Origin of the sequence: Nonomuraea cypriaca, from assembly GCF_015645445.1 — a bacterium.
In the GTDB taxonomy this organism is placed as follows: domain Bacteria; phylum Actinomycetota; class Actinomycetes; order Streptosporangiales; family Streptosporangiaceae; genus Nonomuraea; species Nonomuraea cypriaca.
In genome coordinates this window covers 1-25,314 of sequence record NZ_JADOGI010000157.1, presented here as the reverse complement: position 1 = coordinate 25,314, position 25,314 = coordinate 1, and the positions used below count along the sequence as shown (strand labels likewise).

Below are 25,314 nucleotides of genomic sequence, written 5' to 3'. Positions count from 1 at the left end.
GGGCGTGGGCGCGAGGTTTGCGGAGAGTTTGATGTCGCGAGTCCCTGTCATTCATGTCGGTGCGGTCGACTAGCGTGGCACCTAGAGGGAGGCCCCACGATGTCCCACAAGACTCTCCTCCGCACGGGCCCGCTCTTGCGGGGCGACGTCAGCCCGTACGGTCCGCTCGGTCTGCCGGGCGCCGATGGCCTCGCGTTGCCCGCCGGGTTCACCGGCAGGGTGGTGGCCCGTTCCGGTCACAAGGTGGCGGGGCTGACCTGGCACGCGGCCCCCGACGGCGGCGCCTGTTTCCCCGACGGGACCGGCTGGATCTACGTGTCCAACTCCGAGCTGCCCCTGCTCGGCGGCGCCGCGGCTCTGCGGTTCAACGCCGACGGCGGCATCGCCGACGCCTACCGCATCCTGTCGGGCACCGACCTCAACTGCGCGGGCGGCGCCACGCCGTGGAACACCTGGCTGTCGTGCGAGCTCGGTCACCGCGGTCGCGTCTTCGAATGCGACCCCTACGGCGCCCGCGCCGCCCGGCCCCGCCTGTCCATGGGCCGCTTCAAGCACGAGGCCGCCGCCTGCGACCCCGAGCGCCACGTCGTCTACATGACCGAGGACGAGCCTGACGGGTGCTTCTACCGGTTCAGGCCCGGCGACTGGGGCGACCTGACCGAGGGCACGCTGGAGGTGCTGTGCTCCTCCGGGCACTGGCAGCCCGTGCCCGCGCCGGCGGCGCTCTTCAAGGCGGCCCGCCACCAGGTCGAGGACGCCCGGCACTTCGACGGTGGCGACGGCTGCCACTACGCGGGCGGGGTGTGCTACTTCACGACGAAGAGCGACGCAGGCCTGTGGGCGTACGACGCGCAGACCTCCACGCTGGACCGGCTGTGCGGCGGCGTGCGCGCCATCACCGCCGCGCCCTCCGGCGATCTCTACGTCGCCAGGGAGACGACGCAGATCGACGTCATCGCGCCCGACCGGGCGGTCACCCCGTTCCTCAGGCTGGAGGGGTTCGACGGGGCGGAGCTGACGGGGATGGCGTTCTCGCCCGGCGGCGAGCGGCTCTACTTCTCGGCCCGCCGTGGCCGCACCGAAGGTCACACGTTCGAGGTCGCCGGCCCCTTCCGCGCCTGACCGCCCACCCGAACGCGCCTGACCGCCCACCCGAACGCGCTCGACAGCGCGTCCGAACGTGCCCGACCGCGTGCCCGACCGCGCGCCCGAACGCGCGCCCGGGACAAGCCCGAACGTGCCCGACCGACCGCTCGGACAAGCCGAACGCGCCCGATCGGGCGCCCGGGTGGCGGGTCAGGTCAGGTAGCGGATCAGCATGGACTTGAGCTCGGCGACCAACTCGGCGCCGCGCTCGGGCGAGGCCGTCGTGACCATCGGCATCACCGCCTTCACCAGGGCCAGCATCATCGTCCCCGTCAGCAGCGCCCGCTCCTCGGGCAGCCCGGGGGACCGGCGCAGGAGCATGGCCGCGAGATGCCGGACGATGTCCTCGTGCAGCCGCTGTGACGCGGTGGCCAGCCGATCGCCGGTGGTCGTCCCGTGCAGCAGCGACCAGTACGCAGGCGACTCGGTCTTGAACTTCACGCTCTCGTCCACGAGCTGCCCCACCAGCGTCTCCACCGGTATGTCCGGGGTGACCACGGCCAGCCGGGCGGCCCAGAACTCCTGCCGATCGTCGGTGTAGCGGGAGACCAGCCCGTCCAGGATCTCCTCCTTGTTGCGGAAGAACTGGTACAGCGACCCCGGCGACATCCCCGCCCGCGCGGCGACCTGGTTCGTGGTCATGTCCGGGTAACCCACCTCGGCGATCACCGACTCGGCGGCGTCGAGGATCTCGGCCATGCGTTTGAGACCGCGCGCCTGCCGGCGGACCGTGCGTTCAGCCATGGGTCTCCTCATTGACAAATACGAGCTTTTACTTGTATTTCTGGAAAGCCAAACACGAGTAGTTTACCGATTTTTGATCGGGGAGATCTCATGAGGACCGTGCTCATCACGGGGTGCGGCAGCGGGTTCGGCCTGCTGACGGCGCTCACGCCGGCGAGGAGGGGCGACCGGGTGATCGCCACCGTCCGGGCGGGAGCGGAACGACTGCGCCAGGCCGCCGCCGGTGACAGCCGGCCGCTGGAGGGGCACGGCGACCCCCAGGAGGTCGCCGGCGCCGTCACCGCGGCCATCGACACCCTGGGGCTCGGCCGATGAGCGCCGGGACGACCGCGCAGGCGACCGGCCGGCCGCCGCACGCGGCGACGCACGGGCCGCCGCTGCGCAGGCTCGGTCTCCTCCTGGTACGCCGCCGCCGGCTCGTGCTGTCCCTGTCCCTGGTCGTGCTGATCGTCGCCGGGGTGCTTGCGGCGGGGGCGGCGTCACGGTTGTCCCTGTCCAGGTTCGAGGCGCCGGGCTCGGAGTCCGACCGGGCGCAGGCCGAGCTGATCGAGCGGTTCGGCACGGGCAGCGCCGACATGATCTTCCTGGTGACCGCCAGGAGCGGCACCGTGGACGACCCGGACGTGGAGGCGGCGGGCAGGGAGCTGACCGAGCGGATCGGCCGCGCGGACGGCGTCGCCGAGGCGGACTCGTACTGGACCCGAGGCAAGCCGGCCACCCTGCGCAGCGGGGACGGCAGGCACGCCCTGGTCGTCGTCCGCATCCCCGGTGACGCCGACCACGTGCGGGCGGAGGTGCTGCCCAGGCTCGTGCCCGAGATCACCGCGGGCGGGGACCTGCTCCAGGTGCGGTCCGGGGGAGGGGAGGAGGTCTTCAGGGAGACCGTGCCGCTGGCCAGGCAGGACTTCGTACGGGCCGAACTGGTCATCTTCCCGCTGGCCTTCGTGCTGCTCTGGCTCTACCAGCGGCGCGCGATGGCGGCGCTGGTGCCGATCCTGGCCGGGGTGTTCGCGATGCCGATCGGCCTGGCCCTCCTGAGCGGCGTCCTGATATTTGCCGAAATTTCGACGTTCGCCCTGAACCTGACGCTGGCCATGGGACTGGGGCTCGGCATCGACTACTGCCTGTTCGTGATCCAGCGGTTCCGCGAGGAGACGCGCTCGGGCCGGGACCGGGCGGGCGCGGTGGCCGCCGCCGTCGAGCACGCGGGCAGGACCGTGCTGTTCAGCGGCCTGACCGTGGCCGCATCGCTGGCCGTGCTGTTCGCGCTGCCGTTCGACTTCCTGCGCTCCTTCGCGTACGCGGGCATCGCCGTGGTGGCGGGCGGCCTGTTCGCGGCGCTGATCGTGTTGCCCGCCGTGCTCGCCTCGATCGGCGGCACGATGCTGCCCAAGCGGCACCGCCCCGAGCGGCAGGACGGCTTCTGGCACGGTCTCGCGACCCGGGTCATGTGCCGGCCGCTGGTGTCGGGGGGACTGGCCACGGTGCTGCTGCTGGTGCTCGCCTCGCCGTTCCTCGGCCTGCGCTTCGGCGTCGCCGACGACCGCATCCTGCCCGCGGAGGCCGCCTCGCGGCAGACCCAGGAGGTCATCCGCCAGTCCTTCCCCGCGGAGGAGACCGACGCCATCCAACTCGTCTCGGCGGACGCGGTGACGGCCGGCGTCCCGTCGTACGCCGCCGGCCTGTCACGCCTGTCCGGCGTCGCCCAGGTCGACTCCGCCGCAGGCTCGTTCGCGGACGGCAGGCGGGTGGGCGACGGCGACCCGGCCAGGTTCGAGGGCGTGGGCACGTGGCTGTCCGTGGTGCCGTCGGCGGCGGCCCTGGCCGACGACCCGGTACGCCTGGTCGAGGCGGTCCGCTCGGTGGAGCCCCCGTTCGAGGTCCTGGTCGGCGGCTACCCGGCGGAGCTGTCCGACTATCGCGCCTCGGTCGTCGACCGGCTGCCGCTGGTGCTCGCGCTCATGCTGGGCGTGACGTTCGCGGTGCTGTTCCTCATGACGAGGAGCGTGATCATCCCGATCAAGGCGACCCTGCTGAACGTCCTCAGCCTCGGCGTCATGTTCGGCGCCATCGTGTGGATCTTCCAGGAAGGCAACCTCTCCGGCCTGCTGGGCTTCACCGCGACGGGCACGCTCGACCCGAGCATCCCGATCCTCATGCTCTGCGTGGCCTACGGCCTGTCGATGGACTACGAGGTGTTCCTGCTCTCCCGCATCAAGGAGGAGTACGACAGGACGGGCGACACCGAGCAGGCCGTGGCCACCGGCCTGCAGCGGGGCGCGCCGCTGATCACGGCGGCCGGCGGCATCCTGGCCCTCAGCTTCGCCGCGTACGCGACCGCGCAGGTGGTGTTCGTGCAGATGCTGGGCGTGGGCATGGCGGTGGCAGTGCTGGTGGACGCGACCGTGATCAGGGCGGTGCTGGTGCCCAGCCTGATGCGGCTGGCGGGCCCCCTCAACTGGTGGCCGAGCGGCCGCGGGCCGCGCGAGCGCACAGGTCGCGTGACCGCACCCGGCCGGTGACCGATCCAGTGATCGGCGAGTCGGGCATCCCCGCCTGGAGTGCGGCGATCGCCTTCGGATAGAACCTGTTGGAGGTCCTGACCTCAGGAACCCGAATTCATCGTCGTAGTCGACCACGAGAGGATCGCCGCTGTGAAGCACTTGCGCATAGGCGGATACGGACCCGGCATCGTCACGATCGGCGGCGGGCTCACCAGAGTGGCGGCGCCGTCGTTCCTGGCCGCGCACCCCTCGCTGCCGGTGCTGTACGCGGTGAGCGAGCTCGAACCCGGCCGGGTGTCCGCCTTCCAGGCGGGAGAGGACCTGGCGCCCCTGGACGAGCGGCCGAGCGAGGGCGACAGCCCCTGCCACGTCGCCGTGGACCCCACGGGCGCCCTGCTGGCGGTGGCCAACTACGGCGACGGCACGGCCGCCCTGTTCCGGCTCGACGCCCGCGGCGCCTTCGAGGGCGAGCCGATCGTGCTGCGCCACGCGGGCTCGGGGCCGCACCCCGAGCGCCAGGAGGGGCCGCACGCCCACCAGTCGGTCTTCCACGACGACGTGCTGCACGTCTCCGACCTCGGCACGGACGAGATCCGCCGTTACGACCACGACGGCACGCCGCTGGAGCCGATCAGGATGGCCCCGGGCACGGGTCCGCGCCACTTCGCCTTCTCCGGATCCCGCCTGTACGTCGCCGGCGAACTCGACGGCACCGTCACCCTCATCGACGGCGAGCGGCGCACGGTGGCCCCCGCCACCCGCGGCGAGACCCCGACGAGCCCCTCTCACCTGGAGCTCGCCGGTGACCTGGTCTACGTGGCCAACCGCGGCCCCAACACGATCATGGTGCTGAGCGCCGCGGACCTGTCGCCGGTGGCCGAGGTCCCGACCGGCGGCGACTGGCCCAGGCACTTCGCCGTCGACGGCGACCGCATGTACGTCGCCAACCAGGAGTCCGGCTCCGTGACCGTCTTCATCCTGAAGGACGGCGTCCCGGAACCGCCCGGTGAGACGTACGAGGTCGAAAGCCCGGCCTGCGTGCTGATCATGTGAGGCCGCCGGTATCGCCGGAGGACCGGCCTGGGTGCGTCAGGACCGCTCTTCGGCGAGTTGGCGCAGGATCTCGGGCTCGGCGGCCTGCTTGGTCACGCCGAGCCCCGCCAGGGCCCGCGCCACCGGGTCCTCCTCCAGCGACAGGACGCCGAGCAGGAGGTGCTCGGTGCCCACGTGCTCGTGCCCCAGCCGCAGCGACTCGCGCAGCGTCAGCTCCAGCGCCTTCTTGCTCTGCGCGGCGAACGGGATGGCCTCCAGCGCCACCCCGCCGCCGGGCCCGAGCACGGCCGTGACGGCGTCCCTGACCCGGTCGGGCGCGGCCCCGAGCGCCACCATCGTCCTGGCCGCCGGCGCGTCGTGCACGCCCAGCAGGGCGAGCACCAGGTGGCCGACCTCGATGCCCCCGTGGCCGGCCGCGCGCGCCGCGGCCTGCGCCCCCACGACGGCGCGGCGGGCGGCGTCGTCGTAGCGGGCGTAGACGCGCAGGTCGTCGGCGGTGCCTTCCTTGGGCACGAAGCGCTTCTGCGCGGCCTGCTTGGTGACGCCCATGCTGCGCCCGATCTCGGTCCACGACGCGCCCGAGCGCCTGGCCTGGTCGACGAAGTGGCCGATCAGGTGGTCGGCCACCTCGCCCATGTGCTCGCCCAGCGCGACGGCGTCGGAGAGCCGGCCGAGAGGATCGCCGTCGGGGTGGCGGCTTGTGATCACGTTGATGAGGTCGTCGAGACGAACGTTTCCTTCCATGCGTCAACCATAAGTTGACGACAGTCGATCGTCAACCCAAGGTTGACGACTTCCTATCAGGCATGATTTGCCCGTTTTGGGTCACTACGAGAGCAGCAACCCTTGTTGTTCGGATCCACTCAGGAAATCTCCGCGTAATCGGTGTTTAGTCGGCAGACACCCGGTGTTTGGTCTAGACCACTGCCCACGGGGGCGGGCACAATGCGAGTCTGAATAACGAGGTCCGGTTCGTGAACCCCATCGGGAGGAACCCGCCATGCGTATTGGAGTGCTCACCGGAGGCGGCGACTGCCCCGGTCTCAACGCCGTGATCAGGGCAGTCGTGCGTAAGGGGGTGAGCGTTTACGGCCACGAGTTCGTCGGCTTCCGCGACGGCTGGCGCGGTCCCCTCGAAGGCGACACGATGCCGCTCGACATCCAGTCCGTACGCGGCATCCTGCCACGCGGCGGCACCCTTCTGGGCTCCTCCCGTACCAACCCGATCAAGATCGAGGGTGGGGTCGACCGGATCAAGGAGCATCTGGCGGCCACCGGAGTTGACGCGCTGATCGCCATCGGCGGCGAGGACACCCTCGGCGTCGCCAAGCAGCTCTACGACCGCGACGTCAACGTCGTGGGCGTGCCCAAGACCATCGACAACGACCTGTCGGGCACTGACTACACCTTCGGCTTCGACACGGCCGTCAACATCGCCATGGAGGCCATCGACCGCCTCCACACCACCGCCGAGTCCCACCACCGGGCGCTCATCTGTGAGGTCATGGGCCGCCACGCCGGCTGGATCGCGCTGCACGCGGGCCTGGCGGGCGGCGCCAACGTGATCCTCATCCCGGAGAAGCCGTTCGACATCGACCGGGTCTGTGAATACGTCGAGTCGCGCTTCCGCACCCGTTACTCGCCGATCATCGTGGTCGCCGAGGGCGCCCACCCGATCGAGGGTCAGATGGAGCTGCAGGTGGGTGAGCTCGACGCGTTCGGTCACGTGCGGCTCGGCGGCATCGGCGAGGTGCTGGCCAAGGAGATCGAGAAGCGCACCGGCAAGGAGGCCCGCACCACGGTGCTCGGCCACATCCAGCGCGGCGGCACCCCGACCGCCTACGACCGGGTGCTGGCCACCAGGTTCGGGCTGCAGGCGATCGACGCGGCCCACGAGGGCGACTACGGCAAGATGGTCGCGCTGCGCGGCACCGACATCATCCGCGTCGGGCTCGACGAGGCCACGGCCGAGCTGAAGACCGTACCGGTGTCGCGTTACTCCGAGGCCGAGGTGTTCTTCGGCTGACTGAAAGCGGCTTGCAAGCGGGCGGGCGTAGCTTCTGACCCAGCGGGGTTTACCGCTACAACCCCCTCCAGGGTACGGCTTGCGTCGCAAGCGAGTCGGCGGCCCACCACGCGCCGCAAGCCGTACCTACGACATAGTTCGATCGCGGGGCGTGCCGAAGAGGTCCATCTCCTCCGGCACGCCCTCGTCGCGCCCGTGCAGCCGCTCCCTGAACTCCGCCTCACGGCGCAGCTCCTTCTCCGACGGCGACAGGATGAGGGCGAGCAGCAGCCCGACGGTGACGACGCTGATGCCGACGATGAGCGGCAGTAGGAAGTCGATGCCCTTGGCGCCGGGCAGGGCCGCCATCGCGGAGTGCGCCTGCGCCGAGATCGCGTACATCCCCGTGTAGTGCATGCCCGAGACCGCCACGCCCATGACCAGCGCCGCACCGCCGATCTTGAGCGCGCCGCTGACCCGCAGCGTGAACCAGAGCGACACCGTCGCCGCCGCCACCGCGATCAGGACGGAGATCGTGACGATCACGGGGTCGTAGGAGAGGTGACCGGAGATGTTCATGGCCGCCATGCCGAGGTAGTGCATGATCGCCACGCCGCACCCGGTCAGCACGCCACCGCCGAGCAGGTACGCCGGCCGCTTCGTGGCCCGGTCCGCGAGGAACAGACCCATCCCCACGACGACGATCGCGATGAGCGCGGAGGCCACGGTGAGCGGCACGTCGTAGCGGATCATCGAGCCGGGCACCGAGAAGCCCAGCATGGCGATGAAGTGCATCGTCCAGATGCCTGTCCCGCCGATCGCGATCGCGGCGCCGACCAGCCACCACCTGCTCTCCCGCCCGGCCGACAGCCGGGCCCGCGAGGCCAGCATGAGACCGAGCATGGAACCCACGCTGGACATGACATAGGCGATGATCGGGGTCAGGAGCCCGAAGGAGAAGTGGTCGATCGGCGACATGCCTCATCCATCCCTTACTCAGTGATAAGGGAGTATGAGCAGGGCGTGGCCGCCCGCGCAACTACCTTCTGCGCGCCCGTGTCGGTTGCCTGCGCGGCATCGGCCCAGAAGGAGTGGGCGCAGAAGGAGCGGGTGCGGGAGGGATGGGCGCGGCCAGTGGCGCCGGCGCGGCCAGCGGCGCCGACGGTTGCGGCATCTGTGCGGGATAGGCGACCTGCTGCTGGGCGGTACGCCGGCGCAGTTCGAGCTTGGCCACCAGTTCCGCGTCCTCATGCAGTTCCTCCTCCGACGGTGAAAGGATCACCATGAGGAGCATGGTCAGGGTGATCAGGCTGATCACGGTCATGAGGGGCACGAGGAAGTCGAGCGCGTCGGCACCTTCGACCATGCCGGGCTCGGGGTCGACCGAGACGTGCATCGCGTACATGCCGGTGTAGTGCATGCCGGCCACGGCCAGGCCCATGACGAGGGCGGCGGCGGTGATCCAGATGGGCTTCCTGACCCGCAGCGTGAACCACAGCGCGACCGTCGCCGCCACCACGGCGATGGCCACGGAGATCGCCACGATGACGCGGTCGTAGGAGACGTGGGCCGACATCTTCATGGCGTACATGCCCAGGTAGTGCATGGAGGCGACGCCGAGTCCCGTCAGCAGGCCGCCGCCGATGAGTGCCAGGACCCGGCCGCCGCCGTAGGAGACGAGGAAGAGGCCGGTGCCCACGACCACGATGGCCACCACGGCCGAGACGGCGGTGAGCGGCACGTCGTACTTGATCTGGGTGCCCTCCACGTCGAAGCCCATCATGGCGATGAAGTGCATGACCCAGATGCCCGTACCACCGATGGAGACGGCCCCGCCGAGCAGCCAGCGCGCCCGGGAGGCGCCGCGGGAGGCGTGGGCCTGGGCGGTGAGCCGCAGCCCGAGCATCGACCCCATGCACGACATCACGTAGGCCAGCACCGGAGTGAGCAGCCCGTGGGTGAAGTGATTAACAGCGGTGGACATATGTCGAGATCCTCGCATTCAGGGTTCTCCGGATTGTGCCATCGCTGCTGTCCCTTACGCATGAATATCCGAACTTTCTGTAAACTTGTCAGTCGGAAACATGAGAGATCCTCATGGACATCGGGGGCCACCGCGGTGTCTCCGGCAGGCGAGTGAGCAAGGACTCCACGCTCACCACACGCGGACTAAACTCGATGCGTCGCGGCGTTGATTACAACGCGCGCAGTCCCCGTCTTCCCCGGAGGTTCCACCATGACGATGTCCGCCCTGGGCGAGCCGTGCGTTCTGCTCAAGCTGGGCGAGATCGTCCTCAAGGGCAAGAACCGCGAGCTGTTCGAACGCCGCCTGATCGGCAACATCCGTGACGCGCTCCGGAGCGTCGGCACCAAGGTCGACGTGCGCAGGCGGCACGGAGTCATCGCGATCTTCCTGCCCCAGGGCGCCACCGCCGAGCAGGCCGACGCCGTGGCCGAGCGGGTCGCCGACGTGCCGGGACTGGTCTGGATCCACCGGGCCTGGCGGGTCGCCAAGGACCCGGACGCCGTGCTCAAGGCCGGCCTGGAGCTGGTCGGCGAGACCGAGGAGGCCAAGCGCGGCGCCCGCTTCGCGGTCCGCTCGCGCCGCCGCGACAAGCGCTTCCCGCTGCGCTCCAACGAGCTCGACCGGCTCGTCGGCGGCGCGATCAACGACGAGTACAACCTGCCCGTCGATCTGAAGAACCCCGAGCTGACCGTGTTCATCGAGGTCGACAGGGACGAGGCGTTCATCTTCACCGGGGGCATCCCCGGCCAGGGCGGCCTGCCTGTCGGCAGCAGCGGCCGGGCACTGGTGCTCATGTCGGGCGGCATCGACTCCCCGGTGGCGGCGTACCGCATGATGCGGCGTGGGCTGCACGTCGACTTCCTGCACTTCTCCGGCATCCCGTACACCACGTCGGAGTCGATCTACAAGGCGTACGCGCTGGTCAGGAGGCTCGACAGGTTCCAGGGCGGCTCGCGCCTCTGGGTGGTGCCGTTCGGCAAGGCGCAGCAGTCGATCCGCAACGCCGGCCAGGACCGGCTCGCGGTGATCGCCCAGCGGCGGCTCATGCTCAAGACGGCCGAGGAGGTCGCCCACCGCATCCGCGCCGCCGCGCTGATCACCGGCGACGCGCTCGGGCAGGTCTCCTCGCAGACCCTCACCAACATCACCGCCCAGGACAATGCGGTGGAGCTGCCGATTCTGCGGCCGCTGGTGGGCTGGGACAAGACCGAGATCATGGCCGAGGCGCGGCGCCTCGGTACGCTGGAGATCTCGGAGCTGCCCGACGAGGACTGCTGCTCGCTGCTGGCGCCCAAGCGGGCCGAGACCCGGGCCAAGATCGAGGACCTGAAGCAGATCGAGAAGCGGCTGGACGCCGAGGAGCTGTGCGTCCAGCTCGCCGACTCGATCCAGGAGTACACGCTCTAGCGGCACGGCCGCCTGGAAAGGCGCGGCCGCGCGTGGTCAGGTGGTCGCGGCGGACTTGCCGAGCAGCGCAGGGAAGTCCGTCATGACCTGGGCCAGCTCGCCCAGGTCGGCGTCGATCAGGGCCTGCGGCCCGTCGCAGAGCGCCTGCTCCGGCTGCGGGTGCACGTCGATGATCACGCCGTCCGCGCCTGCCCCGATGGCCGCGCGGGTCAGCGGCAGCACCAGGTCCCGATGGCCGCCCGAGTGCGACGGGTCGATGATCACCGGCAGGTGCGACAGGCGCTGGGCCACCGGCACGGCGGAGACGTCGAGCGTGTTGCGGGTGGCCGTCTCGAACGTCCTGATGTCCCGCTCGCACAGCACGATGTCGAGGTTGCCGCGCTGGGCGATGTACTCGGCGGCCATGAGCCACTCCTCGATCGTGGCGTTCATGCCGCGCTTGAGCATCACCGGCCGCCCCGCCGCGCCGACGGCCTGCAGCAGCGCGAAGTTCTGCATGTTGCGGGTGCCGACCTGCAGCATGTCGGCGTACGAGGCCACCAGCTCCACGTCCTGGGCGTCCACGACCTCCGTCGCGATCGGCAGGCCGGTCTCCTCGCGCACGTCGGCCAGGATGCGCAGGCCCTTCTCGCCGAGCCCCTGGAAGGCGTACGGCGAGGTGCGCGGCTTGAACGCGCCGCCCCGCAGCAGCGCCGCCCCCGCCGCCTGCGCCATCCTGGCCGCCTCCAGCGTCTGCTCGGGCGTCTCCACCGCGCACGGCCCCGCGATCAGCGTCACGGTGCGGGGGCCGATCGGCACACCTCCCACGTGGATTGTGGAACGTTCCGGATGGTTCTCCCTGCTGACCAGCTTGTACGGAGTGGACACCCGCATGACGTCGCGCACACCCGCCATCCCGCGCAGGACGGCCGCGTCGAGCTGCGTCACGTCGCCGACCAGGCCGACGATCGTGCGCCGGACGCCCTTGCTGACGAAAGCCTCGACCCCGGCCGCCTGGACGGCCGCGACGATCGAGTCGAGATCGCCGGACGTCGCCTCTGGGCCCATCACGATCACCATCTGCCGCTCTCCTTCTTGTCGTGGAAGCTTTCTTGTCGTGGAAGCTTCTTGCGTGGAAACCCCGGAAAACACAGAAGGCCCCGGGTCCTGGTGGACCCGGGGCCTTCGTTCGCCTGTCTGCTAGCGCAGCGTCAGATGGCGAACGGACTCGGGTCCGTCGCCATACGAAAACAGGAACGCGGTGCGCATAGACCGCCATGGTAGCGCACGACACCCGCGCGCGAGCCGGGCGGCAGCCGATGGCAGGATGGCCCAAGACGCGAGACCGGTGAGGGGAGTGATCGTGGAGGAGTCGCGCCTGCCTCCAGGCCAGTACGTCCCGCGCGGCCGACCCGTGATCCACTACGGCCGAGTGCCCCGGTTCAAGCCGGACAGCTGGGACTTCCGGGTGTTCGGCGCCACCGCTTCCGGCGAGGAGCACCGTTTCACCTGGAGCGACTTCGAAAAGCTGCCCCGCACCTCGCGCCTCGCCGACTTCCACTGCGTCACCAAGTTCTCGATCATGGGCAACGAGTGGGGCGGCGTGGCCCCGGCCACGATCATGGCGGCCGCCCCGTCCGACCCCGGCGTGCGCCACGTGATGATCTGGGCCGAGTACGGCTACAGCGCCAACCTCAGGATGTCCGACTTCGCGGCGCCCGGCACCCTGTTCGCCACGGAGCTCGACGAGAAGCCGCTCAGCCCCGAGCGCGGCTTCCCGCTGCGGATCGTGGTGCCCCACCTGTACGCGTGGAAGAGCGTCAAATGGGTGCGCGGCATCGAATACCTCCTGGAGGACCGCCGGGGGTTCTGGGAGGAGCGCGGCTACCACAACGTCGCCGACCCCTGGCGCGAGCAGCGCTACTCCTACCAGGAAGAACCCGGCGAGGGCCCCCCTTAGACCGCCCCTCGGAGCGTCACTCGAAGCGCACTGTGCGTTTTCCCCCGGACACGCCGCGTTGTTGGCTACGGTTGCCCGCATGCTGACCACCGCATGCGTGGCGCTCTCCTCCCTGACCTTCGTCGCCGGCTACGCCCTTGCCCGGACGCCTGACCGGACTCTGGGGTGCCGCGGTGAGGCGCCGGAGTGCCGCAGGAAGGACGAGGCGACGTACACCGCGCTGCACCTCGCCGCGCTGGCGGCGCCGGCGCTGCGCATGGGGCTGCACCGCGACTCCGCCCGCAAGGCCGTACGCCATCTACGGACCCTGCTCGGCACCCACGCCGTCGCGATCACCTCCACGGACGCCGCGCTCGCCTGGGACGGGCCGTGCACCGACGACGTGCTCACCTACGCCCGCACCGCGCTGGCCGCCGGGCGGGCGCAGGTGTTCCCCGGCGATCCGCACGGGGCGGTCGTGGTGCCGCTCATCGTGGACGGCACGGTCGTCGGGACGCTCGCGGCCTTCGACGACGAGGTCAGCGCCGCGCTCGTGCGCACCGTCACCGAGGTCGCCCGGTGGGTGTCCGGACAACTGGAGCTGGCCGACCTGGACGCCTCGCGGCGGCGCGCGCTGGAGGCCGAGTTGCGGGCGCTGCGGGCCCAGATCTCGCCGCACTTCGTCTACAACGCGCTGACGACCATCGCCTCGTTCGTCCGTACGAACCCCAAGCGCGCCCGCGAGCTCCTCCTCGACTTCGCCGACTTCTCCAGGTACGCGCTGCGCCGGGCCCACGACTTCACCACCCTGGCCGACGAGCTCACCTGCGTGGACCGCTACCTGCTGCTCGAACGCGCGCGCTTCGGCGACAAGCTGCGCTTCAGCATGCAGGTCGCGCCCGAGGTGCTGCCCGTGCCGGTGCCGTTCCTGTGCCTGCAGCCGCTGGTCGAGAACGCCATCAAGCACGGCATGCGCGGTCGCGGCGGCACCGGCGAGGTACGGGTCGTGGTGCGTGACGCGGGACCCGAGGCGCACATCTCGGTCGAGGACGACGGTGCCGGGATGGACCCCGAGTGCGCCAGGCGCATGCTCGACGACGACCCCGCCCGTGAGGGCAGCGGCATCGGCCTGGCGAACGTGGACCTGCGCCTGCGCCAGATCTACGGCGACGGCTACGGCCTCGTGGTCGAGACGGCACTCGGCGCGGGCACGAAGGTGCGGCTGCGGGTGCCCAAAACTCAATTTACCTCATTGTAGTCATTTCATTACTCTATGCTGGCGTGTCGCTTGTGACCTTTGCCGTCATGCGGCAGCGTGGGCAGCATGCTGAGAGTTCTGGCCGTCGACGATGAGGTGCCTGCTCTGGAGGAGCTCGCCTATCTGCTGCGCCAGGACGACCGCATCGAACACGTCGCGACCGCGGCCGACGGCGTCACGGCGCTGCAGGACATGGTGCAGATGATCGGCGGGGGCGAGCGGCTCGACGGGGTGTTCCTTGACATCCGCATGCCCGGCCTCGACGGGCTCGACCTCGCCCGGCTCGTCGGCGGCTTCCCCAGCCCGCCGCGGCTGGTGTTCGTCACGGCACACGAGGAGTGCGCGGTGCAGGCGTTCGACCTGGAGGCCGTCGACTACCTGCTCAAGCCGGTCAGGGCCGAGCGGCTGTCGGAGGCCGTGCGCAGGCTGGAGGCCGCCGCCTCGCCGGCCGCCGAGCCGGGGCACGACGACGTGATCCCGGTCGAGCTGGGCGGGCGCACCCGGTTCGTGCCGCAGCAGGCCGTCTGGTTCGCCGAGGCCAAGGGCGACTACGTGCGCCTGCACACCGTGGACGGCAGCTACCTCGTGCGCATGTCGCTGGCCGCGCTGGAGCGGCGCTGGTCGGAGGCCGGGTTCATTCGCATCCACCGCAGCACGCTGGTCTCGGCCCGGCACGTCAGCGAGCTCAGGTTCGAGGGCGGGCGGGTGACGCTCACGGTCGGCACCGAGACGCTCCAGGTCAGCCGGCGGCACAGCAGGCAGGTGCGCGAGCAGCTCGTCCGCCAGCACAGGGGAGTGATCTCGTGACGGAGCCGCCGGCGTTCGCCTGCCGGAGCGGGGAAGGCGGGCGGCCGCGGGTGGTCGCGCGCGGCCGCCGCGATCCGGGGGACGGCGTTCCCCCGGAGGTGGCGGCGTTCGTGGCGTTGATCGTCGCGCGGCAGTTACGGCAGGCGCTGGTGACCGTGGGCGCGGTCGCGGGGCTGCTGGTGGGTCTCCCGGTGATCGCCCAGTGGGTGCCGGAGCCCGGCGTCTGGGTGGCGTTGCCGCTGGGCGCGCAGGGAGCCTGGGTGGCGCTGGCCGTGCTGCAGCTGAGGCGGGCGGAGCGGCTGGAGAGATGACCGTCGCGGTGCTGACCGGGATCGCCTTCGCGCTCGTTCTCTGTGTCATCGTGGCCGCCGCGCGCCCGCGCGGGGCCGGCGGCCTGTCCGGCCGCTCCGTGGCGGACCGGGCGGTCCCGCCGTGGTGGAACGGCGCCGCGATCACGTCGGAGTTCACCTCGGCCGCGGCCTGCCTGGGCACGGCCGGGTTCATCGCCACCCGTGGCGGGCCGATGCTGTGGTATCCGGCGGGCGCCGCGGCCGGATTCGTCGTCGTGCTCGCGCTCGTCGTCGCGCCGTTGCGCCGCTCCGGCGCGTACACGTTGCCGGACTTCGCCGAGTGGCGGCTGCGATCGGCCAGGCTGGGCCGCTTCACCGTGTTCTTCGTGCTCGTCATCGGGCTGGCGCTGCTCGTCGCGCAGTTGCACGCGGCCGGGGTCGTGGTGCGGCTGCTGACCGGGCTGCCGCCGTGGCTGGGCTGGGCGGCCGTCGCGGCGGCGGCGCTGGTCGTGGCGTTCGCGGGCAGGCTGGGCAGCGTGACGAGCGCGCAGGCCGCGCAGTTCTGGCTGAAGCTCGCCGTCTTCCTCGGGGCCGGGCTGGTCTGCTGGTGGGTGTCGGGGGCGCGGCCGATCGCCGTGCTCGAGGCGGCGTACCGGACCGGGGACGCCGGGCTGGCGGGCGCGGGCGACTCGTCGCTGCCCGGGGTGGTGACCGTGCTGGTGGCGTGCGCGCTGGGCACCATGGGGCTGCCGCACGTGATCGTCCGCGTCTACACCCACGGGGACGGGCGGGGGGCCAGGCGGTCCATGGTGGCGACGCAGGCCATGCTCGCCGTGTTCTGCGTCGTGCCGCCGCTGTACGGGCTCCTGGGGCGCGTACACGTTCCCGGCGCCGCCGTGGACGAGATCGTGTTGCTGCTGCCCGCCAGGCTGCTTCCCGGGACCGCGGGGGAGGTGCTCACCGGCGTGCTGGCGGCGGGGGCGTTCGCCGCCTGCCTGGCCACGACGGGCGGGGTGCTGGCGGCGGTCGGGGGAGCGGTGTCGGGGTGCGTGTCGCGGGCCGCGGTGAGCTCGTTCCGCACGGCCGTGGGAGCGGTCCTGCTGGCCGCGATCGGCCTGACCGCGCTCACCGGGCCCGGGACGTCCGTGGCGCTCGTGCTGCTCGGCTTCAGCCTCTCGGCGGCCACGTTCTGCCCGCTGCTGGTGCTCGGGATCTGGTGGTGGCGGCTGACGGACGTGGCGGTGGCGGCCGGGTTCGCGCTGGGAGGGGGCGTGACGGCCGTGCTCGTGGCCTGCGAGCAGGCGGGCGTGAAGCTGGGGGTGCTCTTCTCCCACCCCGCGCCGGTCGCGGTGCCGGCTGCCTTCGCCGCGATGATAGTGATATCCCTGGTCACGCCGGGTCGGGTGCCGCGCGGGGTGGGGCGCATGATGGCCAGGATGCACGTGCCCGAGCATCTCGCGGGCCCCCGAACCTACCGTTCATCGCTTCCCAGCGACCACTCGTCGTAATGCCACTCTCCGTATGGCGATGACTACAGACCGTTCGACGAGCTGTCCTTTAACGGGGTTTCGCCCACAAGATCGCAACCGTAGTGTTTCGGCATCGGAAAGCCACCCGGCGCATCGGGAGGACGAGCCGGGGGGCTCATGACACGCCTGATGCGCCGGCTTCACCGGTGACCATGCAGGTCACCACGGCTGTCGGGCCCGGACCGGGGGTGGGGCCCGCCAAGCCGAGTTCGTGATGGGGCGCCTGCCGAGGCCGAGCAGCCTGGCCGGCGATCCGGCCACCGGGGGCGGTCGGATCGGGCGAGCAGGCGCCCCTATCACGGTTCCTGGCTTGATCGGCGCTTTGTTCGGGTTCGCCGGCGGGACCGGCGCGACGGCTACGACACCGTACGGACGAACTCCTCGAACGAGTAGCGGCCGTCCTGGTCGGAGTCGGCCTCCTGGCTCAGCGCCCCGAGCGCCTCGGCGGGCAGGCCGGGGAAGTGCCTCTTCAGCTCGGTCTCGCTGATGTAGCCGTCGCCGTCGGTGTCGATCGACGCGAAGGTGCTCTTGAGCTGCGCCAGCCGCTCGCCTGAGAGTTCCGCCACGGGGTCGCCTTTCGGTACGTATTACCTGATATTTCACACACCCTAGTCCCGGCCGTCCCATTGCCATCATGGACCCATGACGATGGAGCGGCCGGTTTACCGGCGGGTGGCGAGCGGCCAGGAGGACGAGGTCCTGGCCGTGCTGGACGAGAGCGCCGCGTGGCTCGCCGCCAGGAGCGTACGCCAGTGGCCGCCGCGGTTCGAGGCGGACTGGATCGCGCCGGCGATCGCCAGAGGCGAGACGTGGCTGGTCGAGGTCGGGGGCGAGGCCGCCGCCACCGTCACGCTCGACTGGTCGGACCCGCTCTGGGACGAGGACGGGACGGCCGGCTACGTGCACAGGATGGCCGTCCGCCGGTGGGCGGCCGGGCTGGGCGCTCACGTGCTGGCCTGGGCGGCCGATGTCACGCGCGGCGCGGGCCGCTCGTCGCTCAGGCTGGACTGCGTGGCCTCGAACCGGCGGCTCCGCGACCACTACGAGTCCGCCGGATTCGCCCACCGGGGGGACGCGACGGCCGGTGGCCCGCCCGGCGGGCGTGAGTCCGGTGGGCCGCGCACGCTCGTGAGCCGCTACGAGCTGGCGCTCACCCCTGGCCGACCTCCTTCGGGGCGGTGAAACCCTTCTCCCGCGCCAGCCGGGCCAACCGGCGGGCGGCCTCGGCCCCCGCGCGGCCGGCGGCGTCATGGGAGACGGTCTTCAGCTCGCCGTCCTCGACCACGCTCCGGCCGCCGACCAGCACCCTGGCCAGCGGCGGCGGAGGCCCGAATACCAGGGCGCAGACCGGGTCGGCGATCGCGGAGGCGAACGGCCCGCCGACCCTCCAGAGGGCGATGTCGGCGAGCTTGCCGGGTTCGAGGGAGCCGAGCTCGTTCTCGCGGCCGAGGTTGCGGGCCCCGCCGAGGGTGGCGAGCTCCAGGGCCTGCCGGGCGGTGAGAGCGCCAGGGCCGTACCTGGCGCGCTGGAACAGCAGGGTCTGCCGCATCTCCCCGGCGAGCGGGGTCAGCTCGGAGGAGGCGCTGCCGTCCACGCCGAGCCCCACGTTCGCGCCCTGGCGCAGCATCTCGGACACGCGGGCGATGCCGGCGCCGAGCCGCCCGTTGGAGGAGGGGCAGTGCGCGGTGCCGGTGCCGGAGGCGGCGAGCTTGCCGATGTCGGAGTCGCTCAGGTGCACGGCGTGCGCGAACCACACGTCAGGACCCAGCCAGCCCAGCTTCTCCATGTAGTCCACCGGCCGCAGCCCGAACTGCGCCACGCAGTGCTCGTCCTCGTCCAGGGTCTCGGCGATGTGCGTGTGCAGTCGTACGCCCTTGGCCCTGGCCAGGGCGGCGGACTCGGTCATCAGCTCGGCGCTGGCCGAGAACGGCGAGCACGGCGCGACGACCACCCGCGACATCGAGGAGAACGACGGGTCGTGGTAGGCGTCCACCGCCTCCTCGGTGGCGGCCAGGATGTCGTCGAGCTCCTCCACCACGGCGTCCGGCGGCAGCCCGCCATGGGAGCGCCCCCGGTCCATGGAGCCGCGCGCCGGATGGAACCGTACGCCCACCTCACGCGCGGCCTCGATCCCGGCCGCGAACAGATCGCCCCTGCCCTTGGGGAAGATGTAGTGATGGTCGCTGGAGGTGGTGCAGCCCGACAGCGCCAGCCAGCCCAGCCCCGCCGTGGCGGCGCCCTTGACCACCTCGGCGTCCATGGCGGCCCAGACGTCATAGAGCGCGACCAGCCACTCGAACAGCGTCGCGTCCTGCGCGAGCCCCTGGGAGGCCCACTGGTAGAGGTGGTGGTGGGTGTTGACCAGGCCGGGGGTGGCCAGGCAGCCCTCGCCGTCGATCCGTACGGCGCCCGGCACGTCAGGCGCGGGCCCGGCGCCGAGCGCCACGATACGATCCCCCGCGATCCTGATATATCCGGACTCGATCTCCGGGCCGGCGACGGGCGCGACGAAGACGTTCTCGATCAGCACATCCTGCGCGGGGCCGCTCACTCGGCACCCGCCCGGCGAGCCGCCGCCAGCCGCACCGCGTCGAGGATCTTCTCGTACCCCGTGCACCGGCACAGGTTCCCCGCCAGCGCCTCCCGGATCTCGGCGTCCGACGGCCGCGGCACGCGCGCGATCAGGTCGTGCGCCTGCACCACGAGCCCCGGCGTGCAGAACCCGCACTGCACGGCCCCGCACTCCACGAACGCCTCCTGTACCGGATCGAGCCGGTCACCGTCGGCCAGCCCTTCGACGGTACGCACCTCCCGCCCCTCCGCCTGCCCCGCCGCGACCAGGCACGAGCAGACCGGGACGCCGTCCAGGTAGACCGTGCACGAGCCGCACTCGCCCTGCTCGCAGGCGTTCTTGGAGCCGGGCAGGCCGATCCGCTCGCGCAGGACGTACAGGAGGCTTTCGCCCTCCCAGACGTTCGCGGCGCTCTCCTCGCGGCCGTTGACGGTGAACGTGACGCGCATCAGGCGGCCCTCCTTCCCAGGTGGTCGTTCCAGGCCCAGCCGAGCGTGCGGCGGGCCAGCACGCCGATGGCGTGCACGCGGTAGCCGGCGGTGCCGCGCACGTCGTCGATGGGCGCGGCGGCGGCCGCGCAGAGCTCGCCGAAGCGGGCGAGCAGTCCGGGGTCGAGCGGCGCGTCCCAGTCGAGCTCGGCGGCGAGCAGCTTCTCCGCGTCCAGGGCCCGGCGCGGGGTGGGCGCGGCCGACCCGATGCCCGTCCCGACCCGGCGTTCGTCAGGGTGCAGCGCGATGGCGAACGAGCACACCGCGATCACCATGGCGTTGCGCGTGCCCACCTTGGAGAAGTACTGAGGCCCGGTCGCGGGCTTCACCCGCACGGCCCTGATCAGCTCGTCCGGCTCCAGCGCGCTGCGCTTGACGCCCACGTAGAACTCGTCGGCCGGGATCAGCCGCACGCCGCGGTCGCGCGACTCCACCTCGACCAACGCCCCTGCCGCCAGCAGCGGCGGATGGCTGTCGCCCGCGGGCGAGGCCGCGCCCAGGTTCCCGCCGACGGAGCCGCGGTTGCGGATCTGCGGCGAGCCGACCGTACGCGACGCCTGCGCGAGCCCCGGCAGCGGCCCGCCCAGCTCCTCGACGACCGTCGTGTACGGCACCCCCGCCCCGACCCGGCAGTAACCGTCGGCCGGTCCCCATTCCCGCAGCTCGGCCACCCGGTTGAGGTCGAGCAGCGCCACCGGCCTGCGCACGTCGAAGTTGATCTCCACCATCACGTCGGTCCCGCCCTGGATGGGCACCGCCTCCGGCTGGTCCGCCTTGACGGCCAGCGCCTCCGCCCACGTCGTGGGCCGCAAGAAGTCCATCTCAGCTACTCCCAGGCGAATCCGGCGTCAGGCGCATCCTCGCGCAGCACGCTGCCCTCGATCAGGCCGTACGGCCGGTCGGCCGCGTGGTAGACCTCGTTGTCGTTGTCCAGGCCGAACGGTGAGAGGTCGACGAGGAAGTGGTGCTTGTTCGGCATGGACAGCCTGACCTCGCAGATCTCGGGACAGGTGGTCAGCGCGTGCTCGCCCATGGCGTACAGGGTCTGCTGGAGCGAGCGGCTGTGGGTGCCGGCGAACGCCTCCAGCAGGCATCGCCTGACCTCCTCGTACGACTTGCCGTACGACTCGGACTCGCCGGTGTGCCGCCATCGGGCGGTGACGGCGGTGGCGAGGACCCGGTCGGTCGTGGGCGGGAGGGTGGTGTACTCGTCCACGACATAGCCGTGGAACTCCGAGCCCGTCGTGTTCAGGACGACCAGGTCCGTCAGCCCGGACAGCACCGTGGTCCGGCCGTCCCTGTCGTGGTGGACGACGCACGTGCGCACCTCGCCGCCGTCGCGGACGAACGAGTGCGGGCCGCCGCGGCTCCACGCGTACTCGCCGATCTCCACCCTGGCGTGGTGGATCGACGGCTGGGTCGTGACGAAGTGCCTGGCCAGCAGGAGCGCGAACTCCTCGATCTGGCCGACGCCGTGGCGCTTCGCGAACGCGTACGCGGTGTTCTTCTGGGTGTCGGTCGGCAGGACGCCGGCGTTGTCGCCGGTCAGGTGCGCCGCCTCCATGTCGCCGGAGAGCGAGGTGCTGACGTTGAGGTCCTTGATGTGGTGGACGGGACCGTCCCTGACGACGCGGACGAGCCTGGTCTCCGACTTGCCGTAGCGGTTGGGCCCGAGCTTGACGGACATCTAGCTCCCTCTGTAGGTGGAGTAGGCGTACGGGCTGAGCAGCAGCGGCACGTGATAGTGCCGCTCGGGGTCGGTCACGGTGAAGGTGACCACGACCTCGGGATAGAACGTCTCCCGCAGGTACGCCCCGGTGTCGAAGACGACGCGGTGGACCCCGGCGCCGGGGTTCCAGCCCTTGATGCGGCCGTCGCCGTCGGTGCGCCCCTCGGCGACGACCCGGCCCTCGTGTTCGAGCCGGACGTGGACGCCGGAGGCGGGTGAACCGGTGACCGCGTCCAGCACGTGCGTCGAGAAGCTCATGACCGCCCCAGGAGTTTCCCGAGCCTGATCCGCGTGATGGCGGCCAGCTCCCCGCGTACGACGTCGCGCTCGCTCTCCTCGTCGTTGCCCAGCCGCTCGCGCAGCCTGGCGAGCAGTTCGGCGCCGGTCAGGCCGGTGGCGCAGACCAGGTAGACGTGCCCGAACCTGGCCTCGTACGCCCGGTTCCCTTCGGCCAGCGCCGCGCGCGTCCTGTCCTCGTCCCCGTCCTGGACCCCCGCCTGCTCCTGGCGTGACCACGACGCCTCACGGCCGCTCCCGCCGGCCCGTTCGCCGATCCTGGGGTGCGCGCGCAGCGCCTCCAGCACGTCGGGCCAGTCCAGCTCCCGTACGGCCGCCGCGGCGGCGCCGGCCAGCCGGTCGAAGTCGTGGTACGGCCGCAGGGCCGCCACCTTCGCGGCGAAGGCGCGGGAGGCGCAGCAGGCGAGCAACTCCTCCTCGGCGGCGGCCGGGGGCCTGGCGTTGAAGGCGGCCAGCGCGGTGAGCGTGTCGGGCATGTCAGAAGTACACACATGCCGTTCGTGCCCGGTCCATCCGCGAGAACTCCGAACTACCGGGCCGGATGGACCCGATTTTTCGTGTCATGCTCCAAGCCGCCCGGCCACCGGTCCCCGAACCTTCCGTCCGCTCCCGCCGGACGTCACATCGTGAGCACGGTCTTGCCGTGGGCGCTCCCGGTGGCCAGCTCGCGGAGCCTGGCCGGGGCCTCCTCCAGCGGCACCTGCGCCTCGATCCGCACGCGCAGCTCGCCGCTGTCGATCAGGTCCGCCAGGTGGGCGAGGACCTGGCCGGTGACCTGGTTGACGACGTTCACGCCGCGGAGCTCGCGCGCGGCCAGGGCGCCGGGGTCGACGGCGTGGATGGTGCTGCAGATCACGCCGCCCGGCCGCAGCAGGGCGGCCATCTGGTCGATGGCGGCGGCGGGCGTGACCAGGTCGAAGATGGCGTCGATCCCCTCCGGGCAGGCGGCCCGCACCTGGTCGGCGATCGAGCCCTTGGTGTGGTCGACGGTCTCGGCCGCGCCCAGGTCGCGCATGAGGTCCGCGGCGCCGGGCGCGGCGGTGGCGATGACGCGGGCGCCGCGCAGGGCCGCGAGCTGGGTCGCCGACTGCCCCACGCCGCCCGTCGCCCCGGCGATCAGCACGGTCTGCCCCTCGTCCAGCCGGGCGGCCTCGACCAGGTCGTACGCGGTCACGGTGGCCGTGGGGACGGCGGCGGCCTGCTCCGGGATCATGCCCTTGGGCATCGGCGCCACCGGGCCGTCCTGGGCCACGACGCCGTACTCGGCGTAGCTGCCCAGCCCGCGGGCGGGGTCGGTGAAGCGCCCGTACACCTCGTCGCCCGGCCGGAATCCGGTCACCTCGGAGCCCACGGCCGCCACGACCCCGGCCCCGTCCTGCCCCATGACGAAGGGGAACCTGGGCGACATCCGGTTCCTCATCGCGCCGCTCGCGATCTTCGTGTCGACCGGGTTGTAGGCCGCCGCGCGCAGCCGTACCAGCAGCTCCCCTGGGTGCGGCTCGGGGTCGGGCATCTCGATGAGCTGAGGTTCGGCTCCGAAGCCGGAGATGGCGATGGCACGCATGGACTTGTCCCCCGTCTGATCCGCCTGTGACGAGGTGGTCGTTCCCCGTGCGGGCCCAGGTCAGCGGCCACTTGGAGGAAGCTTTGTGCAGGGGGACGGTGACCGCCGCCGTTGTGTCGGTCGCCGCGCCTAAACTTGTGGCCATCATGACCCCAACATCCCTGATCGGCGGACACGTGTCCGTGACGGGCGGCCTGGCGACGGGCGGCCTGAAGTACATGTCCGAGATCGGCGCCGAGATGATCCAGGTGTTCGTCACCAACCCACGCGGCTGGGCGCTCACCGAAGGCAGGCCCGACCAGGACGCCCTGCTGGCCGAGTCGGGCGTCGACACGTTCATCCACGTCCCCTACCTCGTCAACTTCGGCTCGCCCAGCCCCGAGACCCTGGCCAACTCCATCGCGATCGTCCGCCACACGCTGCGGCGCGGTGTGGCGACGGGCGCCAAGGGCGTCGTGGTGCACACCGGCTCCGCCGTGACGCAGCCCCGCGAGGACGCGCTGCGCCAGCTCCGCGACAACCTGCTGCCGCTGCTGGACGAGATCCCCGACGGCGGGCCCGACCTGCTGCTTGAGCCCATGGCGGGCCAGGGGGCCATGTTGTGCGCCACCGTCCAGGACCTGGAGCCCTATCTGGCGGCGCTGGACTGGCATCCACGGGCCGGCGTCTGCCTCGACACCTGCCACGCCTTCGCCGCCGGCCACGACCTCGCCGCCGCCGGCGGGGTGGCGCGGACGTTCGACGCGCTGCACGAGATCGCTCCCGGGCGGCTCAAGCTGATCCACGCCAACGACTCGAAGGACGTGTGCGGCGCCAAGAAGGACAGACACGAGAACATCGGGGCGGGTCACATCGGCGCGCAGCCGTTCGCCGAGCTCATGCGGCACCCGGCGGTGGCGGGCGTCCCCATCTGCATCGAGACGCCGGGCAAGGCGCCCAAGCACGCCGAGGACATCACCCTGTTGAAGAAGCTCCGCGACGGCTGACACCGCTCCCGCCGGGGTTCCGGTCGCACCGCGATGTCAGGATGATGAGTCACGCCTTCCCGCCCGCTCGCACCGGGCAGGAAGGCGTGTCCGGCCATTGTTCACCATCGTGTGGGAGTTCGTAGTGGTTCATCATGTTCTGGTAGCTCCTGACAAGTTCAAGGGGTCGCTGACGGCGGCCGAGGTGGCGGCCCGGGTGTCGGCGGGGCTCGGCGTGCCGACCGTGGAGCTGCCCGTCGCCGACGGGGGTGACGGCACCGTCGACGCCGCCGTGGCCGGTGGTTTCAGCCGGACCACGATCGATGTCACCGGGCCCACCGGGGAGCGGATCCCGGCCTCGTACGCGTGGCATGCCGATGAGACGGCCGTCGTGGAGCTCTCGGAGGCGTCCGGGCTGCGCCGGCTGCCCGGCGGGCTCGAGCCGCTGACCGCTACCAGCTACGGCACGGGCGAGCTGATCGCCGACGCCGTGCGCAGGGGAGCCAAGCGGGTGGTGCTCGGCCTGGGCGGGAGCGCCTGCACGGACGGGGGGGCGGGGATGGTCCAGGCTCTCGGGGCGCGGTTGCTGGACGCCGACGGGAATGACCTGCCCCGGGGTGGCGCCGCGCTGAGCGGGCTGGCCCGCATTGACATGTCGGGTTTTGTTGATATTTCCGGCGTTGAGTTCGTGGTGGCGAGTGACGTGGACAATCCGCTCCTCGGGCCCCACGGCGCCGCCGCCGTCTACGGGCCGCAGAAGGGCGCCACTCCGGAGGATGTCAAGGCCCTGGAAGCGGCCTTGGCTCGGCTGGCGGCCGTGGCGACGGCCACCCATGGGCTGGTGGGGGCGGCCGAGCGCAGGAGCTCGCGACGAGAGAGCGAGGAACGAGCCAACGAGGAGCGAAGCGGGCGCGACCATGAACACGAGCGCAGGAGCTCGCGACGAGAGAGCGAGGAACGAGCCAACGAGGAGCGAAGCGGGCGCGACCATGAACACGAGCATGATGACACC

Annotated in this window: 27 protein-coding genes; 14 read left to right on the top strand and 13 right to left on the bottom strand. The window is 71.4% G+C overall.

Translation table 11 applies throughout. From position 1 onward, the window contains the following. The first annotated feature begins 99 nt into the window (after positions 1–99). Positions 100–1,122: an alkaline phosphatase PhoX gene (locus ITP53_RS37855; protein WP_195900278.1), complete on the top strand. Its 1,023-nt coding sequence runs from the start codon at positions 100–102 to the stop codon at positions 1,120–1,122. A 174-nt stretch (positions 1,123–1,296) separates the two neighbouring features. Here ITP53_RS37855 and ITP53_RS37850 read toward each other — a convergent pair whose 3' ends face one another. Continuing rightward, positions 1,297–1,890 (bottom strand): TetR/AcrR family transcriptional regulator, encoded by a 594-nt coding sequence (locus ITP53_RS37850; protein ID WP_236051588.1) that lies wholly within the window; start codon positions 1,888–1,890, stop codon positions 1,297–1,299. A 90-nt stretch (positions 1,891–1,980) separates the two neighbouring features. Between ITP53_RS37850 and ITP53_RS56355 the strand changes: the two genes are divergently transcribed. The 3 genes from ITP53_RS56355 (at position 1,981) to ITP53_RS37835 (ending at position 5,447) form a co-directional block, all read left to right on the top strand. After that, on the top strand, positions 1,981–2,205 hold the full coding sequence (locus ITP53_RS56355; protein WP_207757013.1) for a Rossmann-fold NAD(P)-binding domain-containing protein: 225 nt from the start codon (positions 1,981–1,983) through the stop codon (positions 2,203–2,205). Beyond that, on the top strand, positions 2,202–4,412 hold the full coding sequence (locus ITP53_RS37840; RefSeq protein ID WP_195900276.1) for an MMPL family transporter: 2,211 nt from the start codon (positions 2,202–2,204) through the stop codon (positions 4,410–4,412). The genes ITP53_RS56355 and ITP53_RS37840 overlap by 4 nt, the downstream gene beginning before the upstream one ends. Positions 4,413–4,544: 132 nt before the next feature. Beyond that, positions 4,545–5,447: a lactonase family protein gene (locus tag ITP53_RS37835; protein WP_195900275.1), complete on the top strand. Its 903-nt coding sequence runs from the start codon at positions 4,545–4,547 to the stop codon at positions 5,445–5,447. Between the two features lie 36 nt (positions 5,448–5,483). Here ITP53_RS37835 and ITP53_RS37830 read toward each other — a convergent pair whose 3' ends face one another. Next, entirely contained in the window at positions 5,484–6,191 is a 708-nt protein-coding gene (locus ITP53_RS37830; RefSeq protein ID WP_195900274.1) for a Clp protease N-terminal domain-containing protein, read from the bottom strand. Between the two features lie 256 nt (positions 6,192–6,447). Between ITP53_RS37830 and ITP53_RS37825 the strand changes: the two genes are divergently transcribed. Next, positions 6,448–7,473, top strand: a complete 1,026-nt coding sequence (locus ITP53_RS37825; protein WP_195900273.1) for a 6-phosphofructokinase — start codon at positions 6,448–6,450, stop codon at positions 7,471–7,473. Positions 7,474–7,599: 126 nt separating this feature from the next. Here the strand turns inward: ITP53_RS37825 and ITP53_RS37820 are convergent, their stop codons facing one another. Both ITP53_RS37820 and ITP53_RS37815 read right to left on the bottom strand, forming a co-directional pair. Then, positions 7,600–8,430, bottom strand: a complete 831-nt coding sequence (locus ITP53_RS37820) for an MHYT domain-containing protein (RefSeq protein WP_195900272.1) — start codon at positions 8,428–8,430, stop codon at positions 7,600–7,602. Between the two features lie 61 nt (positions 8,431–8,491). Beyond that, positions 8,492–9,436: an MHYT domain-containing protein gene (locus tag ITP53_RS37815; RefSeq protein ID WP_195900271.1), complete on the bottom strand. Its 945-nt coding sequence runs from the start codon at positions 9,434–9,436 to the stop codon at positions 8,492–8,494. A 252-nt stretch (positions 9,437–9,688) separates the two neighbouring features. Between ITP53_RS37815 and thiI the strand changes: the two genes are divergently transcribed. Further along, positions 9,689–10,885 (top strand): tRNA uracil 4-sulfurtransferase ThiI, encoded by a 1,197-nt coding sequence (gene thiI, locus ITP53_RS37810; protein ID WP_195900270.1) that lies wholly within the window; start codon positions 9,689–9,691, stop codon positions 10,883–10,885. Between the two features lie 36 nt (positions 10,886–10,921). Here thiI and aroF read toward each other — a convergent pair whose 3' ends face one another. Then, complete coding sequence (gene aroF / locus ITP53_RS37805; protein ID WP_195900269.1) at positions 10,922–11,944, bottom strand: 3-deoxy-7-phosphoheptulonate synthase; 1,023 nt, start codon at positions 11,942–11,944, stop codon at positions 10,922–10,924. Between the two features lie 283 nt (positions 11,945–12,227). On the opposite strand from aroF, the gene ITP53_RS37800 reads away from it, so the two are divergent. The 5 genes from ITP53_RS37800 to ITP53_RS37780 all read left to right on the top strand — a co-directional run bounded on the left by ITP53_RS37800 (position 12,228) and on the right by ITP53_RS37780 (position 16,666). Beyond that, positions 12,228–12,824 carry a molybdopterin-dependent oxidoreductase gene (locus ITP53_RS37800; RefSeq protein WP_328817064.1) on the top strand — a complete coding sequence of 199 codons (597 nt, stop codon included), beginning with the start codon at positions 12,228–12,230 and terminating at the stop codon, positions 12,822–12,824. A gap of 79 nt (positions 12,825–12,903) precedes the next feature. After that, positions 12,904–14,061: a sensor histidine kinase gene (locus ITP53_RS37795; protein ID WP_195900267.1), complete on the top strand. Its 1,158-nt coding sequence runs from the start codon at positions 12,904–12,906 to the stop codon at positions 14,059–14,061. Positions 14,062–14,127: 66 nt separating this feature from the next. Next, positions 14,128–14,868, top strand: coding sequence for a LytR/AlgR family response regulator transcription factor (locus tag ITP53_RS37790; protein ID WP_195900266.1), 741 nt, complete (start codon positions 14,128–14,130; stop codon positions 14,866–14,868). After that, positions 14,865–15,179, top strand: coding sequence for a hypothetical protein (locus tag ITP53_RS37785; RefSeq protein ID WP_195900265.1), 315 nt, complete (start codon positions 14,865–14,867; stop codon positions 15,177–15,179). Before ITP53_RS37790 ends, ITP53_RS37785 begins: the two co-directional genes overlap by 4 nt. Beyond that, complete coding sequence (locus tag ITP53_RS37780; protein WP_195900264.1) at positions 15,176–16,666, top strand: sodium:solute symporter family transporter; 1,491 nt, start codon at positions 15,176–15,178, stop codon at positions 16,664–16,666. The genes ITP53_RS37785 and ITP53_RS37780 overlap by 4 nt, the downstream gene beginning before the upstream one ends. Before the next feature lie 377 nt (positions 16,667–17,043). Here the strand turns inward: ITP53_RS37780 and ITP53_RS37775 are convergent, their stop codons facing one another. Next, positions 17,044–17,253, bottom strand: coding sequence for an EF-hand domain-containing protein (locus tag ITP53_RS37775; RefSeq protein WP_195900263.1), 210 nt, complete (start codon positions 17,251–17,253; stop codon positions 17,044–17,046). 76 nt (positions 17,254–17,329) lie between these two features. On the opposite strand from ITP53_RS37775, the gene ITP53_RS37770 reads away from it, so the two are divergent. Beyond that, complete coding sequence (locus ITP53_RS37770; RefSeq protein WP_195900262.1) at positions 17,330–17,869, top strand: GNAT family N-acetyltransferase; 540 nt, start codon at positions 17,330–17,332, stop codon at positions 17,867–17,869. On the opposite strand, the gene ITP53_RS37765 is transcribed toward ITP53_RS37770, so the two are convergent. From ITP53_RS37765 to ITP53_RS37735, 7 genes are all read right to left on the bottom strand, one after another. Then, on the bottom strand, positions 17,838–19,238 hold the full coding sequence (locus ITP53_RS37765) for an 8-oxoguanine deaminase (RefSeq protein ID WP_328817061.1): 1,401 nt from the start codon (positions 19,236–19,238) through the stop codon (positions 17,838–17,840). The two genes, ITP53_RS37770 and ITP53_RS37765, sit on opposite strands and share 32 nt — an antisense overlap. Beyond that, positions 19,235–19,708, bottom strand: coding sequence for a (2Fe-2S)-binding protein (locus tag ITP53_RS37760; protein ID WP_195900261.1), 474 nt, complete (start codon positions 19,706–19,708; stop codon positions 19,235–19,237). Before ITP53_RS37760 ends, ITP53_RS37765 begins: the two co-directional genes overlap by 4 nt. Beyond that, entirely contained in the window at positions 19,708–20,568 is an 861-nt protein-coding gene (locus tag ITP53_RS37755; protein WP_195900260.1) for an FAD binding domain-containing protein, read from the bottom strand. Before ITP53_RS37755 ends, ITP53_RS37760 begins: the two co-directional genes overlap by 1 nt. Before the next feature lie 5 nt (positions 20,569–20,573). Continuing rightward, positions 20,574–21,434, bottom strand: coding sequence for a factor-independent urate hydroxylase (gene pucL / locus ITP53_RS37750; protein WP_195900259.1), 861 nt, complete (start codon positions 21,432–21,434; stop codon positions 20,574–20,576). Next, a complete protein-coding gene (uraH, locus tag ITP53_RS37745; protein ID WP_195900258.1) occupies positions 21,435–21,734 on the bottom strand; it encodes a hydroxyisourate hydrolase in 300 nt (99 codons plus the stop codon). Beyond that, positions 21,731–22,249, bottom strand: a complete 519-nt coding sequence (gene uraD / locus ITP53_RS37740) for a 2-oxo-4-hydroxy-4-carboxy-5-ureidoimidazoline decarboxylase (protein ID WP_195900257.1) — start codon at positions 22,247–22,249, stop codon at positions 21,731–21,733. Before uraD ends, uraH begins: the two co-directional genes overlap by 4 nt. 143 nt (positions 22,250–22,392) lie before the next feature. Continuing rightward, complete coding sequence (locus tag ITP53_RS37735; protein ID WP_195900256.1) at positions 22,393–23,337, bottom strand: NADP-dependent oxidoreductase; 945 nt, start codon at positions 23,335–23,337, stop codon at positions 22,393–22,395. A gap of 146 nt (positions 23,338–23,483) precedes the next feature. Between ITP53_RS37735 and ITP53_RS37730 the strand changes: the two genes are divergently transcribed. Both ITP53_RS37730 and ITP53_RS37725 read left to right on the top strand, forming a co-directional pair. Then, complete coding sequence (locus tag ITP53_RS37730; RefSeq protein ID WP_195900255.1) at positions 23,484–24,323, top strand: deoxyribonuclease IV; 840 nt, start codon at positions 23,484–23,486, stop codon at positions 24,321–24,323. Positions 24,324–24,447: 124 nt separating this feature from the next. Beyond that, positions 24,448–25,314 (top strand): glycerate kinase (locus tag ITP53_RS37725; protein ID WP_195900254.1); only part of this gene is annotated, 867 nt, incomplete at its 3' end.